Origin of the sequence: Xanthobacter versatilis (assembly GCF_043193975.1) — a bacterium.
Lineage (GTDB): Bacteria > Pseudomonadota > Alphaproteobacteria > Rhizobiales > Xanthobacteraceae > Xanthobacter > Xanthobacter autotrophicus_E.
Map to the genome: position 1 here is coordinate 109,960 of NZ_JBAFVB010000010.1, position 16,255 is coordinate 126,214.

Annotated in this window: 17 protein-coding genes; 12 read left to right on the plus strand and 5 right to left on the minus strand. The window is 65.9% G+C overall.

Features of this window, described 5'->3' with window-relative positions; genetic code table 11:
- Positions 1-214: 214 nt before the first annotated feature.
- From V5F66_RS17990 to V5F66_RS18020, 7 genes are all read left to right on the plus strand, one after another.
- The gene (locus V5F66_RS17990) at positions 215-1,243 is read left to right on the plus strand and encodes a winged helix-turn-helix domain-containing protein (RefSeq protein WP_394094415.1); all 1,029 of its coding nucleotides are present in this window, start codon (positions 215-217) and stop codon (positions 1,241-1,243) included.
- 11 nt (positions 1,244-1,254) lie between these two features.
- Complete coding sequence (locus V5F66_RS17995) at positions 1,255-1,668, plus strand: hypothetical protein (protein ID WP_394094416.1); 414 nt, start codon at positions 1,255-1,257, stop codon at positions 1,666-1,668.
- A gap of 135 nt (positions 1,669-1,803) precedes the next feature.
- Positions 1,804-1,992: a hypothetical protein gene (locus V5F66_RS18000; RefSeq protein ID WP_394009145.1), complete on the plus strand. Its 189-nt coding sequence runs from the start codon at positions 1,804-1,806 to the stop codon at positions 1,990-1,992.
- Between the two features lie 3 nt (positions 1,993-1,995).
- Positions 1,996-3,123, plus strand: a complete 1,128-nt coding sequence (locus V5F66_RS18005) for a hypothetical protein (RefSeq protein ID WP_394009147.1) — start codon at positions 1,996-1,998, stop codon at positions 3,121-3,123.
- The gene (locus V5F66_RS18010) at positions 3,120-7,451 is read left to right on the plus strand and encodes a hypothetical protein (RefSeq protein WP_394094417.1); all 4,332 of its coding nucleotides are present in this window, start codon (positions 3,120-3,122) and stop codon (positions 7,449-7,451) included. The genes V5F66_RS18005 and V5F66_RS18010 overlap by 4 nt, the downstream gene beginning before the upstream one ends.
- A 2-nt stretch (positions 7,452-7,453) precedes the next feature.
- The gene (locus V5F66_RS18015; RefSeq protein ID WP_394094418.1) at positions 7,454-7,879 is read left to right on the plus strand and encodes a terminase small subunit; all 426 of its coding nucleotides are present in this window, start codon (positions 7,454-7,456) and stop codon (positions 7,877-7,879) included.
- 168 nt (positions 7,880-8,047) lie between these two features.
- Entirely contained in the window at positions 8,048-8,506 is a 459-nt protein-coding gene (locus V5F66_RS18020) for a YbhB/YbcL family Raf kinase inhibitor-like protein (protein WP_394094419.1), read from the plus strand.
- Positions 8,507-9,057: 551 nt separating this feature from the next.
- On the opposite strand, the gene V5F66_RS18025 is transcribed toward V5F66_RS18020, so the two are convergent.
- Positions 9,058-9,273, minus strand: a complete 216-nt coding sequence (locus V5F66_RS18025) for a helix-turn-helix domain-containing protein (RefSeq protein WP_394094420.1) — start codon at positions 9,271-9,273, stop codon at positions 9,058-9,060.
- Positions 9,274-9,383: 110 nt separating this feature from the next.
- Between V5F66_RS18025 and V5F66_RS18030 the strand changes: the two genes are divergently transcribed.
- Genes V5F66_RS18030 through V5F66_RS18045 form a run of 4 tightly spaced genes read left to right on the plus strand, consistent with a single transcriptional unit; the run spans position 9,384 to position 11,475 of the window.
- The gene (locus tag V5F66_RS18030; protein ID WP_394094421.1) at positions 9,384-9,977 is read left to right on the plus strand and encodes a hypothetical protein; all 594 of its coding nucleotides are present in this window, start codon (positions 9,384-9,386) and stop codon (positions 9,975-9,977) included.
- Between the two features lie 58 nt (positions 9,978-10,035).
- A complete protein-coding gene (locus V5F66_RS18035; RefSeq protein WP_012115402.1) occupies positions 10,036-10,608 on the plus strand; it encodes a twin-arginine translocation signal domain-containing protein in 573 nt (190 codons plus the stop codon).
- Positions 10,601-10,954, plus strand: coding sequence for a hypothetical protein (locus V5F66_RS18040; RefSeq protein ID WP_394001204.1), 354 nt, complete (start codon positions 10,601-10,603; stop codon positions 10,952-10,954). The genes V5F66_RS18035 and V5F66_RS18040 overlap by 8 nt, the downstream gene beginning before the upstream one ends.
- Complete coding sequence (locus tag V5F66_RS18045; RefSeq protein WP_394094422.1) at positions 10,951-11,475, plus strand: hypothetical protein; 525 nt, start codon at positions 10,951-10,953, stop codon at positions 11,473-11,475. The genes V5F66_RS18040 and V5F66_RS18045 overlap by 4 nt, the downstream gene beginning before the upstream one ends.
- Before the next feature lie 13 nt (positions 11,476-11,488).
- Here the strand turns inward: V5F66_RS18045 and V5F66_RS18050 are convergent, their stop codons facing one another.
- From V5F66_RS18050 to V5F66_RS18065, 4 genes are all read right to left on the minus strand, one after another.
- Positions 11,489-11,995, minus strand: a complete 507-nt coding sequence (locus tag V5F66_RS18050; protein ID WP_394094423.1) for a hypothetical protein — start codon at positions 11,993-11,995, stop codon at positions 11,489-11,491.
- A 1,105-nt stretch (positions 11,996-13,100) separates the two neighbouring features.
- On the minus strand, positions 13,101-13,337 hold the full coding sequence (locus V5F66_RS18055) for a thioredoxin family protein (RefSeq protein WP_012115395.1): 237 nt from the start codon (positions 13,335-13,337) through the stop codon (positions 13,101-13,103).
- Between the two features lie 18 nt (positions 13,338-13,355).
- Entirely contained in the window at positions 13,356-14,420 is a 1,065-nt protein-coding gene (locus tag V5F66_RS18060) for a permease (protein ID WP_012115394.1), read from the minus strand.
- Positions 14,417-14,716: an ArsR/SmtB family transcription factor gene (locus V5F66_RS18065; RefSeq protein ID WP_394094424.1), complete on the minus strand. Its 300-nt coding sequence runs from the start codon at positions 14,714-14,716 to the stop codon at positions 14,417-14,419. Before V5F66_RS18065 ends, V5F66_RS18060 begins: the two co-directional genes overlap by 4 nt.
- 322 nt (positions 14,717-15,038) lie before the next feature.
- On the opposite strand from V5F66_RS18065, the gene V5F66_RS18070 reads away from it, so the two are divergent.
- Positions 15,039-15,863 carry a bestrophin-like domain gene (locus tag V5F66_RS18070; protein WP_394032589.1) on the plus strand — a complete coding sequence of 275 codons (825 nt, stop codon included), beginning with the start codon at positions 15,039-15,041 and terminating at the stop codon, positions 15,861-15,863.
- Positions 15,864-16,255: the final 392 nt, after the last annotated feature.

The window sequence follows — 16,255 nt, forward strand, 5'->3', positions numbered from 1 at the left end:
CTCGGTTCTCCTGCATGAACGGTCGCCCCCGTCATCGCGATTCTGGTGGCGAAACGCGCCCCCACTTTGGGGGAGATGTGACAATTCCGAGGAAGGCGGCCGTGGTCGTCATTTGTCGTCACCACCGAGCAACATCCGTGCCGCGGCCTCTGCGTCCAATTTGGACCAACAGGAATTGGTCTGTGCCCACCAACACCACCACCGCGAGGCCCTGATGGCGACGCTCGATATCGAGAAGCTGCGAAAGGTTCGTGGCCTGATGACCGGCGGCGCGACCGAGGGCGAGCGCGCTGCCGCCCACTCCCGCGCCGAGGCCATCGCCAAGGCCGCCGGAATGACGCTGAAGGTCGCCTTATCCAAGTTGGACGCCCCGGCTCAGCCGAAACCTCGCAGTTGGTTCGACGACTTTGCTGACGCGATGGAGGCGAAGGAGCCGGGGTATAAGGCCCGCGAGGCGGCGAAGCAGGCGGAACGCAATGCGCGGGACGCCCGGCGCCGCGCCGAGGTGCTGGCCGCCTATGGATCGGAAGCCGCCCTATTCATCCGCACCGAGCGCGAGGCGCTGCTGGAGGCCGCCATTGCGCCGTTGGCAACGTGGGATCAATGGACCGACGATGCCGGCACGGTGCACCGCTTTGCAAAAGCCTTGGACGGCGTGGCCAGCGACTTCTGGAACGTCAAGGACATCACGCCGGCAATCCGCGAAGTAGTCACCAGCGCTTACCCATGGCCTGCCACGCTCGCCGAGGCCCTTTCCGAGGTGAAGGATTGGGACCGTCTGCGCTGGGACCGTGGTTTGTTCTGCCGCCCCGGCGAATGGAGCCACTATGCCGAGGTGGAATGCCGCGTGACGCTTCTGGAAGACGAACTGAAGAGCGGCCGGCCCGCGGCGTCCTGGGATGACCTGCAGGCGCGGTTCGACTGGAAGCGGTACACGGAAGAGCGCACCTGGATCGATCCCACCCCGCGCGATGATCCGTTTCTTGATCGCCTCGAGGCCGATTTCGCCTTCCTCAAGGCGAGTGCTCAGGCCGCCGGGCAGGAAAGCACCGCCCCCAACGGTTCGCAGGCTGCATCAGCCCCTCAGCCCGCCACCCGCCGCACCAACGCGCAGAAGCGCGCCGACGTGTTGTCCATGTTGGACACCCATCCAGATCTGTCCGACCGGGAGATTGCCAGGCGGGCCGGGGTGTCGCCGCAGACGGTGAACACACATCGGCGTACCCGCAAGCCGGCAGCATAGGAGACCGAACCATGCCCACCACCAAGACCTCGCTTTTCGCTTCCCTCCTGCGCACCGTCGCGGACTGGGCCAGCGCCCCCCATGGGACGCCGAAGCCTTCAGCTCGCGCCGAACGTCGGCGCCGTGCCCGGCAGAGGTTGAAAGCCCGCGCGACGCTGGCCGACCTGTACCAGACCGCCGCCGAGAACCTCGGCGCTCAGGTCGATGCCCTGCGCCAGATGGTGGACGGGCTCAATGCGGACCGCGAGCGGCTGCAGCAGCAGATCCAGATCCATCACGAATGCATGGAAGACCTCGGCCGGCGCAATGCCTACCTGCTGGACCAATGCGCCACGTCGCAGCACGAGGCCGAGCACTGGAAGCGCTTCGCGGAAGGAGAGCGCGCGCAAGAAGCGGAAATTGCCCGGAAACTTCAATTAAATTGATGTTTCGACCGCTCGTGAACTTCTGTGAACTCCGATGGACTCTCGGAAGATGTAATACATCAACAAATATCGTGAGACGCATCCTCACCACGCCTCGTGATCTAATGTATTCTTCAAAAAAACGGAGATGTGCAGATGATCGCGAGTTACCCTGAATTCATGACCATGCGTGGCCCTCAGGGGTTCACTGCGGCGATCAACGAAGCAGCGGCGCGGGAAAACCTGTCGCTGAGCGAATTCGCCCGGCGCGCCATTCTGGAGCGCATCGAGCGCACCGGCGTGACGCCGCCGGCCGTGAAGCACACCGTGAAGCGGGAGGGCTGATCCATGTGGGACATTCCTTCGTTCGCAATTCCTGTTCAGGTCAACCAGGGCGGCCAGATCGCATCCTATGCCGACAGGCTGCTGGGCAGCTTCGACCAGGGCCGCGCCTCGCGCCGGGAACAGGACATCCTCACCGGTCGCAAGGCACTGGGCGAGGAAATGGCGGCGAACCCAACAGCGACGCCGAATTACCAGACCTATGCCCAAAGGTTGCTCGGGAATGGCGACCTGGAGGGCGCCGGCACCTTCATGAAACTCGGGCAGCAGGCGACGCAAAACGACTTCGAGCGGCAGCGCATCGACCTGATGCGCCAGCGGCTGGACAAGGATGGGCGCCCGACCTACGGGCTCACGCCGCAATTCGGGGTGGACGCGCAAGGCAACCCCGTGATGCTGCAGTTGGGCAGCAACGGCACGGTACGGCAGGCACAAACGCCGCCGGGCGTCAGCCTGTCGAACAAGCCCATCGTGAGCGATGCCGGCACGCACTTCGTCCTGACGGACCCGATCACGCACCAGCCCATCACCACCATTCCGAAGAACGTGGCGGGCAAGGCGGCAGCCGGAGAGGTCGGGAAGGCGGCGGGCCAAGCCCAAGCCCAGTTGCCCGGCGCCGAGGGCATGGCAAAGCAGATCGGCGACCAGATCGACGCGCTCGCGAGCGATCCCAAGTTGCCGGAGATGCTCGGGCCGATGGCGTCGCACATGCCGAACGTCTCGGCTGACGCCGCCCGCGTGCAGGCCAAGATGGACCAGCTTCGCGGCGGGGTGTTCCTTCAGGGTTACGGGATGCTCAAGGGCGGCGGCGCCATCACGGAGGTGGAGGGGCTGAAGGCCGAACAGGCCATGGCCCGCCTCAGTGCCGCGCAGAGCCTGGACGACTACAAGGCGGCGCTCGGCGAGTTCAAGGATGCGCTCACCACTGGTCTCGCAAAGCTCAAGGCGCAGGGGGCGATGGTGCCGGGTGCGGGCCAGAACTTCGGGGCTCCGGGCGGGACACCGACTGCGGGCGCGTCTCCCGCCAGTGGCCAGGGCGGCCGCCCTGCGCTCGTCCCCGGCGCCGTCGTCAACGGCTACGTCTATCGTGGTGGCGACCCGAAGAGCCCGCAGTCGTGGGGGCAGGCACAATGAACCCGTGGGAGATGGACTGGGCTGCTACCAGCGCCCCCGCCGCCGGACCGAGCTACGCGACGCGCCTTCTTGGCCCCACACCGCGCGTCACCACCTATTCGCCCCAGCGCGGTGGTGACCGGATGGAAGGCGGATATGAGGCGTCGCGGCCGGGCCCGGACGGACAGGCCGTCGTGCGCACGCTGGAAGATTTCCGTACCGGCGCCGCGCCCTATGTGACCATTGCCGGGAACCCCAACCTCTATGGCCGGCAGTACACGGTTCCCGAGGTCTCCTACGCTGTCGGCGGCCAGCGCTACACCCTGCGCGACGTGCCCGTGGTTGTGCACGACACCGGCAGCGCCTTCCGGAACGCGCCCGACGGTCGGTTTGACGTGCCCATCGGCCGCGACCTCAACCCGCGCGACACCAACCAGGGGCTTTCCGGCGTGCAGTTCGTGCCGCGGCAGGGGGCCGCCATGGCCTATGCCCCCGAACCGCCGAAGCCGGCAGGAGTGCAGGCCATCGAAAACGCCATCCGTCCCGTTCCCGGCGCTGATCCCATCCCGCCGCGGCCGCAGTTCGGCGGACAGGCCCGCCCCTGGCAGGATGGTGCGGTTCAGTCCATGCCAGCGCCACCGGTGGATGATGGCCGGCCGCCGTGGGAGATGGACTGGGGCACCCCGGCGCCGCAACAGGCCGCGCAGGCTTCCGGCCCGATGCCGTGGGAGATGGACTGGAGCGGTCACGAAGCGGCACAGCCTCAGCAGCCCGCTCCGTCTGGCCCTTGGAACAACCTGACGGCCGGACTCAACGACGCCATCTATTCTACCCTCGGCGCTCCGGTGGATGCTGCGACGTGGCTCACCAACAAGGGCGTGCAGGGCGTCAATGCCGTGACCGGCGCCGAGCTGCCGCAGGCACGCGCCAATCTGCCGGGCTCCAGCCGGTGGCTGGCCGGCGCCGGTGAAGCGGTGGGCGTCAACGATCCCGCCAAGGTGCAGGCCACGACCATCCCGGAGAAGCTGGCCCGCGCGGCCGGCACCGGTGTCGGCGGCATGATTGCCCCCGAAGCGGCCTTGGGCGCACTCAACCGGGCCGGTGCCGTCGGCGAAGGCGCTATGAACACGCTTGGCTCCATTTTCGGCCGCTCTGCCTCGGTGGGAGATGTCGCCACCAATGCGGCGGTGGGTGCTGCTGCCGGCGTCGGCGGCCAGATGGCCGGCCAGGTGGTGCCCGAGCCGTGGAAGCCTCTCGCCGAGACAGCAGGCAACCTCGTGGGCGGCGCAGCGGGCGCCGGCGCCATCGCGGCCAGCCGGGGCGCTGCCCAACTGCCGCAGGCGTGGCGCGACTTCCGCCTGTCCGATCCGGCAACGCAGGAGGCGGCGGCCGGCGCGCGGCTGCGCCAGGCTGCGACCGATCCGGCGGCGGTGCGCGATGCGCTGGACGTGGCCGCAGCGTCGAAGACGGTGGGCCTGCCCTCCGAGCCCGGCGCCGTGCCGCGTAATCTGGTAGCGGGCTCCGAGCCCACCACCTTCCAGTTGACCGGCGATATGGGCCTTGGCGGCCTGGAGCGGGCCAGCGCCAGCCAGTACCCGGCTGAGTTCATGCAGCGCCGCGCCGACCAGAACGCGGCCCGCGTCGGCGCGCTGGAGGGCATCCAGCCCAAGGGTGCGCCTGAGCAGGTGGTTGGCGTGCTGCGCCAGAACCTCGCCGCGCTGGACGAAGCCACGGGGCAGGCTCTGACCAGCGCCACGAACACGGCGCGGGAGGCGGCGGCCCGGCTGGGCGGCGAGGGCGCGCCCGAGGTCTACGGCGCCGGCATCCGGCAGAACATCATGGATGCCCGCGAGGTGGTAAAGGAGCGCGAGCGCGCCCTGTGGAAGGCTGTTGATCCGGCCGGAACGCTGGCGCTGCCGGCGACAGAGACGGCGCGCACCGCAGCTGAGACGCAGGCCACGATGCCGGCGAGTGCCAAGCCTATGTCGGGGGAGGAAGCGGCCATCTTCGGGATGGCGCGTCGCTTCGGGGCTGCCGTCGCACCCTTCTCCGAGGTGACGGCGCTGCGCAGCCGGATTTCCGATGCCATGCGGCAGGAGATGAAGGACAACGGTCAGACGGTGCAATATGCCCGCCTTGCCCGGCTTCGCGCCGCCGTCGAGCGTGATCTGGAAACGGCCGTTCTTGATCAGGCCGAGCGGGAAGCGCAGGGCATGGCATCGGGCGCAGTCTCGCTCGAAGACACCATGTTCGGCCGGATGCAAGCGGTCGTGGGCGCTCCTGGCGACTGGCCCGGCCCGACGCCTGGCGCGACCATGAGGGCGGGCGGCACGGCTGCCGGTGCCGGGCCGGGTCGCTCCGATGCCGTGATGAACGAGGCCGCGGATATCGCGCTGGGCCGCAAGGCACCCTACCGACCGCCGTCCTTCCTCAAGTGGATCGAGCGCAATGGCGGCATCCGCTACGACGACAACGTGGCGGCCGCGCTGGACGCCGCGGATCGGCGGCACGGGAACCTGCTGAACCGGTCCGGCCGCAGCGTCGATGAATGGGGCGTCTCGATTGCCGAACGTGCCGGGTGGGCGGATCGTCCGGACCAGAATGAAATCCTCGACTGGATCGCCGAGGCCGCGAACGGGCGCGAGCCGGACTGGTGGACCGCGCTCCATGCGAGCCCTGACCGGCAGGACGCAGCGCGCCTTGCCGATCATCTGACGCGAATTGCCGCCGAAGAGGGTATTTCGCTTCGCTCGCGACAGGCGGCGCTTGACTTGCTCCGCCGGGATGCCGAGCTTTACGGCCTTGGCGCTCCAGGAGAACGGAGCCGCATCAGGGACCGAGCGGGCCAATATGGATCAGAATCCCCCGCCTCCGGGCCAGAGGCCGCGCCGCCCGGTGGTGGGAGCGGCGTTGGCGTTGGAACTTCTGGATATGCCGGAGGCGCGGCGGGCGGGTTTTCTGGATTTTCTGGAGAAGGGCGCTCGCCGGGATGGCGATTTGGGAGTGCTCCGGGAGATCAAGGCTTTCCGGGAGAAGGGCTGGTCAGTCCTAATTTCGATGAGGCAGCCCTAGAACGTCTTCGCGCCGCATCCGAGGCGACAAAGCAGCGGGCGCAGACCTTCGACAGTGGCAGGGTGGGTGCCGTCACCAGGCGCTCTGGAGCCTCCGGTCCGTTCCAGGCGGAAGCCTCGGTCGTTCCCGCCCGCTTCTTCCTGCCCGGCCCGCGCGGCTTCGAGGCCATGCAGGCGCTGCGCACCGCCGCGCCAGAGGCTCTGCCGCAGATCCGCGACTATGCCATCTCCACCCTGCGCAAGGCGGCGGAAAGCCCTCTAGATGGCACGCTCGACCCGGCCAAGGTGCAGGCGTGGCGCCAGAAGCACGCCGATGCGCTCCGGGCCATCCCCGAGGTGGACCGCATGCTGGCCGACCCAGTGCAGGCGTCCGAGACCATGGCCCGCCTGGCCGCCGAGCGGAAAGCCCAGCTGGACGCCTTCGAACAGGGCGCCGTGGCTCGCCTGCTCAGGGTGGAGGACCCGGCGGACGTGACGCGAACCATCGGCGGCATCTTCAGCCGGCAGGACGCCGTGCAGCAGATGAACCGTCTCGCCCGCGAAACCGCTGGCGGCGAGGAAGCGCGGCAGGGCCTGCGCAAGGCCGTGGCCGATTACGTCAACCTGCGCTTCATCGGGAACACCGAGGGCGCAACCTCCGGCGCGGACATGATGCGCTCGGACGCCTTCCAGCAGTTCCTGCGGCAGTCCGCTCCAGCGCTCAAGACGGTGCTTTCCGGTCCCGAAATCATGACGCTCCACGCCATCGCGGCCGACCTGAAGCGGTCCAACCGCTCGGTGGCGGCCGTGAAGCTTCCGGGCCAGTCCAATACGGTGCAGGACGCGCTGGCGGTGGGGCAGGCCGGCGGCGCGCAATCCTGGCTCTCGCGCCTGCTTTCGCCTGGTGCGCTGGCCAGTGCTGGTGCTGCGGCCGGCAGCATGGCCAGCGGCGGCCTCGGGGCGGCAGCTGGCGCCGGTGGTGGTGCCCACATCGGCCGCGTAATCGAGGCGATGCGACAGGCCGGCCTCGCGAGCGTGGACGACATCGTGAAGGACGCGCTGCTGAACCCGGAGCGGGCGCGGGCGCTGCTGGCGAAGGTTCCGGATGCGCCGACGCGCGGGCAGGCGATCAGTCTCGCTCGCGTCTACATGCGGGCGGTGACGGCTGGCGCTGGAGACCGCGAGGAGCGGCAACGGCCGGCTCCCGCGCCTGCGTCGCCCCGTGCTCCCTGGATTCCCACACCAGCATGGGGCGGTTCTGGCTCGCCAGCCGAGCGCCTGCTGGGCGTGGGGCCGTGACCATGCCCCCACTTCGCAACGGCCGCCGGGAGCGCTTCGCCCAGCTCGTGGCCGAAGGTCGGACGGCGGTGGAAGCCTATACCGAGGCCGGCTTTCGCGAGAACCGACAGAACGCCCACCGTCTGGCCAACGATCCGGACGTGCGGCGTCGCATTGCCGAGCTACAGGAGAGAGGCGCCATGCGCGCGGAAATCACCCTGGCGGACGTGACCGAGCACCTGAAGCGCATCGCCATGGCCGCAGAGGCAGAAGGCGGCGCGCCGGGGCTCTCGGTGGCCCGCGCCGCCTGGATGGACGTGGCGAAGCTCAACGGGCTGGTGGTGGACAAGAGCGAGAGCGTGAGCGTCACCCACACGATTACCGACAAGCCCATGTCGGATGAGGAATGGGCGGCGGAGTATGGGGCGGGCGAGAACGAAGCTTCCTAGTGGCTCGGGCGAATGGTTCGCCATCGAGGTGGCCCAGGACGGCTGCGCGCCGCCCGCGCCGTGATGAGCTAGTGCGGCTCAGGACCTGTTTATTTGCCTTGAGCGTCCTCCGATGTCACCAATGAGGGAGCTGTAAACGGGGGCTGGGACAATACGGAGGGCCAAGACATGCGCCTCACGTCTCCCGCATTTATCGACGGAGCATCCCTTCCGCGCAGCTTCACCTGCGATGGGAAGGACATCTCGCCGCCTCTGGCCTGGACCGGCGCGCCGTCGAGCACGAAAAGCTACGTGGTCCTGTGCGAGGATCCCGATGCCCCTTCCGGCATCTGGCACCACTGGGCGGCCTACGACATCCCACCTCAAGTGACGGCCCTGGGGGCGGATGCGGCCGGCCATGCAGAGCAACTGGGATTCCGGCATGGCATAAATGACTTCAGCCGCATCGGCTACGGCGGCGCCTGTCCCCCGCACGGGCACAAGGCACATCGCTACCGCTTCCATGCGCTGGCGGTCGATGTGGAGCACCTGCCGGTCCTGCAAGGCGCGTCCTGTACCGAGGTGGAGCGTGTCGCGCGCAAGCACCTCCTCGCGGAAGCGCTGGTGGTCGGCCTCTACGAGCGATGAGGGCGACGCGGCTGTTCCTGTGCGCGACGTGACCAGGCTCGGCATCGATCAGATCGGGGGAGCCGGGCGACCGCGGGGGCAGACCGCCCGGCTCCCGCCCGCCCCGGTCAGGGCTTGGGGCAGACGCTGAACGTATCATGGGCAGCGGCAAAGACCGGCATCGTGGAAACCAGATGCCGGTCGCAATGCTTCAGGCCACCTCTACATCGCGGCCGCCATTGCGCTTGTCACCATGAATGCAGTGTAACACATTGTGCCGCGCTGGGCGCACCGCTCGGCGCCGACACAGCGAGCCGCCCGTGATCTTCTGGCTCTTCTTATTCGTGTTTCTCGTCTTCTGCTTCTACGCGATACTTCCCACTACCTTAGCGGCCTTCATCGCGATTCAATACGTGAAGCGATGGGTGCGAAATCGACTGGGGAAGTCATAGGGCGAGGACGGAGAGCCACCTCGTGCCCCCATGCTAAATCCTGGCTTTTCAGCCTCACCCCCGGCTGCCCATGGTTCAGGAGCTCAACGCCGGCGGTGCGGGGGCTCCTGAGATACCGGGTCATTGCCGCCGCACCAACCGCACGCCCGGTCCACCGTCTAGCGCCTCCCCCTCCGCCAGAAAAATGATCCCGGCACTCTCCAGCGCGGCACGAATAGCGGCAACCGTCTTTTCGCGGAGCCCTTCGCCTCGTTCTAGGCGCGCAATCGTGTCCGGCGAAACTCCCGCCAACTCGGCGAGGTCCCGAACCCCTAGGTCAAGCGCAGTACGGGCCATCTTGCATTGGATAGGGAGCAATTCGTAACCTCGTTACGATTTATGTTGACGCTTATCGCCAGATGCTCATATCGTATCAGTGTTACGATTATGCAGCAACGGAAGCGGCAATGCCCACTTTCAACCTCTCCCACATCATGCGCCGTGCCTGGTCACTCCTGCGGCAGTCCATGGCGCCCTTCAGCCGGCCAGCCTTCGCCGCCCACCTGCGGCAGGCGTGGGAAGAGGCCCGCAATGCCCCGGTGACGCCGTGGGCGGTGCTGCAGCGCTACGTGTCGGTGCCGCGCGGCTGCCACCGAGCCGAGGTCATCCGCCGCGCCGAGCACGCCCTGAATGCCGCCCGCATCACTGCGGCGCGCTACCGGAATGCGCCCGAGCCCCGCGACGCCTACGCCGCACGCAAGCGCAGCGCCGACCTCCAGCGGCTCAACGCCCTCGAATTGATCGTGCGCGATGAGAAGGCCGCCGCCGGCATCGCGGCCACCTACACCGCCCGGCGTGATGGGACCGGCTTCGTCCTGAAGCGCAACGGTGTCCAGTTTGGACGCCTCACCGGGTCGGCCGGTGCGCTCACCTTCACCACCACCGACGCTGCCCTCGCCGAGCGGGCGGGCACCACCTTCGCATCATGGGAGGACTTCCCCGCCATGCTCGCCAAGGTGCGGGCCGCCGACGAAGCCCTTCGCCTTTCCCGCATCGCCTGATCCCGCCCGGCGGCGTGTCCGCCCCTCTGACCGCTTCCAACATCACCGGAGAACACCAATGCCGAAGCCCACCGCGGCGGCAAACGCCGCCCCTATGCCCATCACCACCCGCCGGACCTTCCTCAAAGCCGGCGGAGCGCTGGGCACCGTTGCTGCCCTCGCAGTGCCTGTGGCCGTCCTGCCGAAGGCGGAGGCGGCGGAGCACCCCGACGCCGAGCTGCTGCGCCTGGGCGCTGAATTCGAGCGCAATCTGGTCCTGCTGAAAGCGGAGATGGAGCGCAACGCGCCGGTGCGTGAGCGTTACGCCCGCGCTGTGGAGCGGCGGAGAGGCGACCTCAATCGCGAGCCGTTCGACAACTTCGTGAAGCGGAGGGTCGTCGTTGAACATGATGATGCAATCGACCGGGAAGACGCCTTCTTCAACGCGATGGACGCGCTCGCGGAACGGATCAGGGAAAAGCCAGCCACGGGGGTAGCCGGACTTGCGGTCAGAGCGCGTGTCGCAGCCTATGACTCCCACATCCTCTTGAAGCCGGACAACCATCCCGATCTGCAAGAGTGGGATAATCAATGCCTGCTGTCCTTCTTCCGCGAGGTGGAGCGCATGGCGAGGGAGGCGGCCCATGTCTGAGCGCAGCCCCTCCCGCCGCTCCCTCCTGAAGGGCGCAACCGCCGCGCTCCTCACCGTGCCGGCCACCATCACGGCCTTGGAGGCAGACCCGCTATTCGACCTCGTCACCGCCTATCACGATGAATGCGCGTGGCTCGATGCACTCGATGGCGGATTTTCAGACGTCACCCCAATGCCGGTTTGGGACGCGCTGAACCTGGGCCACGTGCCGACTGCAACCACCAAGGAAGGGGCCACTGCGGCCCTTAAGCTGGCGGTGGAGTTGAGCGATAGTTTCGGGGGCGCAGAGGCCATCAAGAACCTCATCCATGCCGCCCTCGGCTTCCTTGAAGGAGCCGCAGCATGACCCGCCGCACCTCCGCCGGCAAGCCGGTGCATGCTGGCCCGCAGCTTCCGGCTGTCCAATTTGAGCACCAGCCCGAGCTGCGGGCGCTCATGATGTTCCCGACGCTGCCGCCGGGCCACATGACGTTTCCGGTCCCGGATGACGCCTTCTATCCGCGCCTGCGCCGCGGCGAGTTCGCCGTGGTGGACCTGGCCGACCACCAGCCGGCCGAGGGCGAGCTGTTCCTGATTTCCTACGGGTCACCGAACACCGAATGCGGCTTTGTCTATCGCATCTGCCAAATGCGCAGCCGGATGGAATTCCAACGCCCGGATGGGTGCGTGGTGCTCCGGCCGGAAGATGGCGCGGTGCCGTCCGTGTGCTGGACCGCCTGCCACTGGTTCCCGCCGGGCACGCGGGAGGCATACACCGCCGCCCTGCGCTCGGTCTGCGTCGGCACCAGCGAAGGCCCCTTCACCACCGAACACGCCGCCGAGAAGCTGGTGGGGCGCGTCGTGGGGGTGTGGGTGCCGAGGCGGTGAGCTTGGCCTTAGGCTACAAACAAGGGTTCATCACCGGCTCGCGCGGTATCGATAAGAGGTCCGTCGTTTGCTCACGAAGCGCTGAGGCACCACGACTGCGAAACATCTGGTAAAACTTCTCTGTGTCTCCCGCACATATATTGCCGTGCAACCTTAACATTTCGAGTCCTTTGGCTCGAAGAGCGTTAAGCTGTTCTTTAGAAATAGGACGTGTACTGTTCGCGATGATGAACTCGTCTATGCGCGCGATGGATTGATCCAGCTCGGCCTGGAACGCCGCGTCCTGGCTGGGATGGCACTCTCGACCGACAAGCCGGACGGCATCGAAGATGCTCCAAATGCACAGGACGGCGCCTTTCCCTGTATTGTCGACCTGAAAGGCTTGATTGCCGAGGCGGTACGTTTCCACAGAGCCGGACGGTGCGGCCGGAATTTGATCGGCGCATGCCAGTGCCGTGAGCACAGGCATGAGAACGGCGGCGAGTGCGAGAGCACGCGTCGATCGGTACAGCATCAGCATACCCTTCCTATTTGGGATCAGCACAGCAGCCTGCCGGATTGATTTCGCAAGTCCGCCCTCTTCGTCAGCCCCGGACTGGCAACGAGGACAAGGCCGCGCTCGCAGCAAAGATCTTCAACCGGGTGTGGGAGGCGGCGTTAGACGGCGCGTCCCGACGCGGGCAAGGCGACTGTAGCTGCAGGCCTCTTTCACCACCGAAGACGCTGCTGAGAAGATTAGCTCAGGTGCCCCCTGCTTGACGTGGCTCATCATGCTGCTCGTACATGGACGGGACTTAGCGCAAGCTGCACACATGAAAAAGTCCGCTGGCGAGCGCGGGCTGGGCAGGGATGAAAAGCGCCGCAGGAGTGGACCTATAATAAATGGGTCTCACGGATGCGGGGCATAGTCAGGTGCCGAATTTGGGGTTGGCCCCATCGGGTTTGAGCGCTGGGCCACGGAGAACCTAGGGTTCGAGAGCTGACACCCGCCGACAGTCGCCAGCATTACGGCCATGATCACCACTCGCCCTATCCTGCCCATTCTCACCCCCCCCCCAACCTTGACTATGCAACCATAGCGCTACTGTCGTCGCTGAACATGCGGCGAAGTAGCATGATGCAATAGCGCCGATCCCGGATTGGGCCTGGAGCTGGCCTAACGGCCGCTGTCCCATCCAATCCCGCCTGATCCCGGCAAATCCCGAAAGGTGCCATCCAGGGGCCAACGTCGCGATTTGCTGGTATTTTTGCTGGTATCTGCAAAGAGCCATTAGACTTATATATTTGATATTTAACAAATATTTCTACCTATTGTCCGTCCTGCCGGGCCACCAAATATATCAATACTTTAGACTAAATTGACGGTCTTCTCACGGGTCGCACTCAACTGAGGGAGGCGAGTGGGTGGCCTGCGAGGCCGCCATCAATGGCATCCTGTTGTCCGACTTGAGCGTCAACCACCCAAAAACCATGCCCCGTGGCGCTTACGGGGGCCGATGAGCTTGAGGCCGGATGCCGTCGCCGCAGCACGACGCGAAAGTCCTGCTGAGGCCGCTGCGCGGCGATGCCTCCCGATCATCGCGCAGGGAGAGCGGACGGAGCAGCCCTGCGAACCGTATAGACGCTCAGGCCGCGAGCCAGCGGGCGACATCATCCGGTTTCGGCAGGCCGCCGGCGTGCACCACCTTGCCGTCGATGACGATGCCGGGGGTCGAGGCGATGCCGTAGCCGGCGATCAGCGCATAGTCGGTGACCTTTTCCACCGTGACGTCGAGCCCGAGCTTGGCCGCCTCATCCCGCACCATCTGCGCCGTGGCCTCGCAGCGGGAGCAGCCGGGGCCGAGCACCTTCACGTCCTTCATGGCTTGTGCCTTTTTGTTTCAGGAAAACAGCGCGTTGAACAGGAAGCCCACGGCGAGGATGCCGGCGCCAACCACACCGATGAACACGGCGATCAGCTTCAGGCTCAACACTTTGCGCAGGATGATCATTTCCGGCAGCGACAGGGCGATGACTGCCATCATGAAGGCGAGCACGGTGCCCAGCGCAGCGCCCTTGGCCAGCAGAGCTTCCACCACCGGGATGATGCCTGCGGCATTGGAATACATGGGAATGCCCAACAGGACCGCCGCCGGAACCGACCACCACGCATCCCGCCCCATGATGGAGGCGAGCAGATCCGCCGGCACGAAGCCGTGGATGAAGGCGCCCGCGGCGATGCCGGCGATGATCCACATCCAGACCTTGCCGACGATGTCGCGCACCGCGTCGAGGCCCGCCCTGATGCGATCCACCAGCGTCATGCCGTTTGGCGGCAGCTCGACCGGAGCGGCGCGCACATTGCGCACCCAGTCTTCCAGCCAGCCTTCCAGGTGCAGCCGGCCAATGACCCAGCCGGCGACGATGGCGACAGCGAGGCCGAAGGCCAGATAAGTGAGCGCCACCTTCCAGCCTACGAGCGCGAACAGCAGGCCCAGCGCCACCTCATTGACCATGGGCGCGGCGATGAGGAAGGAAAACGTAACGCCGAGGGGGACGCCGGCGGAGACGAAGCCGACGAACAGCGGCACCGCCGAGCAGGAGCAGAACGGTGTGACGATGCCGAGGCCAGCGGCCGCGATATTGCCGAGCCCCTCACGCTTTCCGGCGAGCAGCGCACGGGTGCGCTCGGCCGAGAAGAAGCTGCGCACCACGCCCATGGCGAACACCACCAGGGTCAGCAGCATCAGCACCTTGGGCGTGTCGTAGACGAAGAATGCCACCGCTTCGGCAAGATGGCTGCCCGGCTCCACCGGCAGGCGGGCCACCAACCATTGGGAGAACGGCGCGAGCTGGGCGTAGACCACGAACCAGAGGGCGATAGCCGCGACCGTTGCCGCCGCCCAGACGAGGGGAGATGCCTCCCGGGGCGGCTTGCGCCCGGTCAATGACAGGTCGGCGCTCATGCGGCTCTCCTGTTCGATGTCGCGTCGAGACTGATGAGGACTGCATCGATGATCGCCGCCTGCTCGGCCGGCAATTCGGGATTACGGCGGTACCGCACCCATTGGGCATCCCGCCGATCCACCACGACGCCGGCCTGCTTGAGCACCGCCATATGGCGCGACATGCGGGATTGGGTCACGCCGAGGACGCGCACGAGCTCGCAGACACAATGCTCCCGCCCATCCCAAAGGAGGCGGACCGCTGCGAGGCGGGTGGGCTCGGCCAGGGCCGACAGGAGGGTGAGAGCGGACTGCATGGGAGACAGTTACTCTCATGCGCATATGCGTGCAAGCGCATTTTCTGTCGACCTCTGTCGCCGGTAGCGTGGTGATTTCGGCCATCGGTGATGACGTTTTCGGGTGTGCCAGCCCGTCGCCGAGGTTCGGGAGGCTGGGCCGCGGAAGCTCGGCCCGGATCATGGTGGGCGGCTGCGGTGAGCTCTCCGGCGTCATGAGCACCTTCCCTGCACAAGAGCTGAAGCGCGGATTCTTTTCGTCGGGCCGCAGCTTCAAATGGCGTCCGGCTGGACGGACTGGCGCAGTGTGTAGAATCCGACTATTTCTCTTGAATGTTCAGTCATGATCTGGTGCTTCGTCATGGGTTTGGCTCTCGCGATCGCCGAGACAAGCGTATTCGCCTTCGGTCTCATTCTGTTTATCGCGCAGCTGGCTGCGCACGGTATCGGATTCTGGCTTGGTCGACGCGGCGCAACGCGGCAGGCGAACCCGGAGGCGGTCGGAGTGATCGTGGGCGGAATGTTGGGGCTGCTCGCTTTCGTCCTGGCCCTCACCCTTTCCTTTGCCAACAGCCGGTTCAGCGAACACCGGCAAGGTAGTGTTACCGAAGCCAATGCCATTGGCACGGCCTGGCTCAGGGCCAAGGCCGTGGGCAATGCGCGGGGCGACGCTATTGCAAGCCTGCTCGAAGACTATGTTCAGGTGCGCGCCGACTTCGTCAGGGCAAACCGCGATCCGGCCGCGATAGACGCACTCAACCAACGTTCCAATGCGCTTCAGTCGCAAATGTGGGGTCATCTGTCGGCCATCGTGCGTGAACAGCCAAACCCGGTGTCGGCGGCCTTGATGAGCGCCTTGAATGACACATTCGACGCCGGGACCAGCGAGCGATTCGCGTACTATATTACGTTGCCGCCCCAGCTGTTCTGGCTCCTCATCGGCATGACATTGCTCAGCATGGGCTGTCTTGGCTATCAATTCGGGCTCAAGAAGCAGGCTTCGATCGTGTTGATCGTGGTTTTGACGGCCATGTGGACATGGGTCATCATTGAGATACTTGACCTTGCCTCTGCCCGCCTCGGCTACATCCGCACTGGAACTGCAGTCTATGACTGGACAATTCAAGGCTTCAAGGGCGGCGTCAACATTCCCCCGTTGCCGCGCTGAAGTCATCGGGCAACGGCAGTCGGCGATGTGCGGGCGCACAACTTGGCCTTAGACGAAACGCCTTTCGTCGCGACGGGCGACAGTGCGGGTCAGTTCGTACCTCTGCAACGTCCCTGCGCAGGCACCACGCGGGATCAGGCAACCTCCGTCAATCCTGCCCTTCGAAAACGGGAGGGCCATGTCTCCGTTCGACATATGAAACGGGCCGTCTCAAATTGCAAAATACACATCAAGATACCTGCGACCGGCATTCAAATATTATTGACCACTATGGTCTCCCGAAAAACTCTGACACTATGGCCTGCCGCAATTAACTTCATTGGGCGCAAAGTCGGCAACAGATACCAGTTATCGATCGACCTTCTTTGAGGAGAACCTCGTGTATGCTTTGA

Bases quoted from the DNA above. Each gene is read 5' to 3' on its own strand.
- V5F66_RS18065 (WP_394094424.1), bottom strand. From the start codon at position 14,716: ATGCAGTCCGCTCTCACCCTCCTGTCGGCCCTGGCCGAGCCCACCCGC.
- V5F66_RS18035 (WP_012115402.1), top strand. From the start codon at position 10,036: ATGCCGAAGCCCACCGCGGCGGCAAACGCCGCCCCTATGCCCATCACC.
- V5F66_RS18060 (WP_012115394.1), bottom strand. From the start codon at position 14,420: ATGAGCGCCGACCTGTCATTGACCGGGCGCAAGCCGCCCCGGGAGGCA.
- V5F66_RS18010 (WP_394094417.1), top strand. From the start codon at position 3,120: ATGAACCCGTGGGAGATGGACTGGGCTGCTACCAGCGCCCCCGCCGCC.
- V5F66_RS17990 (WP_394094415.1), top strand. From the start codon at position 215: ATGGCGACGCTCGATATCGAGAAGCTGCGAAAGGTTCGTGGCCTGATG.
- V5F66_RS18045 (WP_394094422.1), top strand. From the start codon at position 10,951: ATGACCCGCCGCACCTCCGCCGGCAAGCCGGTGCATGCTGGCCCGCAG.
- V5F66_RS18050 (WP_394094423.1), bottom strand. From the start codon at position 11,995: ATGCTGATGCTGTACCGATCGACGCGTGCTCTCGCACTCGCCGCCGTT.
- V5F66_RS18020 (WP_394094419.1), top strand. From the start codon at position 8,048: ATGCGCCTCACGTCTCCCGCATTTATCGACGGAGCATCCCTTCCGCGC.
- V5F66_RS18070 (WP_394032589.1), top strand. From the start codon at position 15,039: ATGATCTGGTGCTTCGTCATGGGTTTGGCTCTCGCGATCGCCGAGACA.
- V5F66_RS18000 (WP_394009145.1), top strand. From the start codon at position 1,804: ATGATCGCGAGTTACCCTGAATTCATGACCATGCGTGGCCCTCAGGGG.
- V5F66_RS18025 (WP_394094420.1), bottom strand. From the start codon at position 9,273: ATGGCCCGTACTGCGCTTGACCTAGGGGTTCGGGACCTCGCCGAGTTG.
- V5F66_RS18055 (WP_012115395.1), bottom strand. From the start codon at position 13,337: ATGAAGGACGTGAAGGTGCTCGGCCCCGGCTGCTCCCGCTGCGAGGCC.
- V5F66_RS18015 (WP_394094418.1), top strand. From the start codon at position 7,454: ATGCCCCCACTTCGCAACGGCCGCCGGGAGCGCTTCGCCCAGCTCGTG.
- V5F66_RS18040 (WP_394001204.1), top strand. From the start codon at position 10,601: ATGTCTGAGCGCAGCCCCTCCCGCCGCTCCCTCCTGAAGGGCGCAACC.
- V5F66_RS18005 (WP_394009147.1), top strand. From the start codon at position 1,996: ATGTGGGACATTCCTTCGTTCGCAATTCCTGTTCAGGTCAACCAGGGC.
- V5F66_RS17995 (WP_394094416.1), top strand. From the start codon at position 1,255: ATGCCCACCACCAAGACCTCGCTTTTCGCTTCCCTCCTGCGCACCGTC.
- V5F66_RS18030 (WP_394094421.1), top strand. From the start codon at position 9,384: ATGCCCACTTTCAACCTCTCCCACATCATGCGCCGTGCCTGGTCACTC.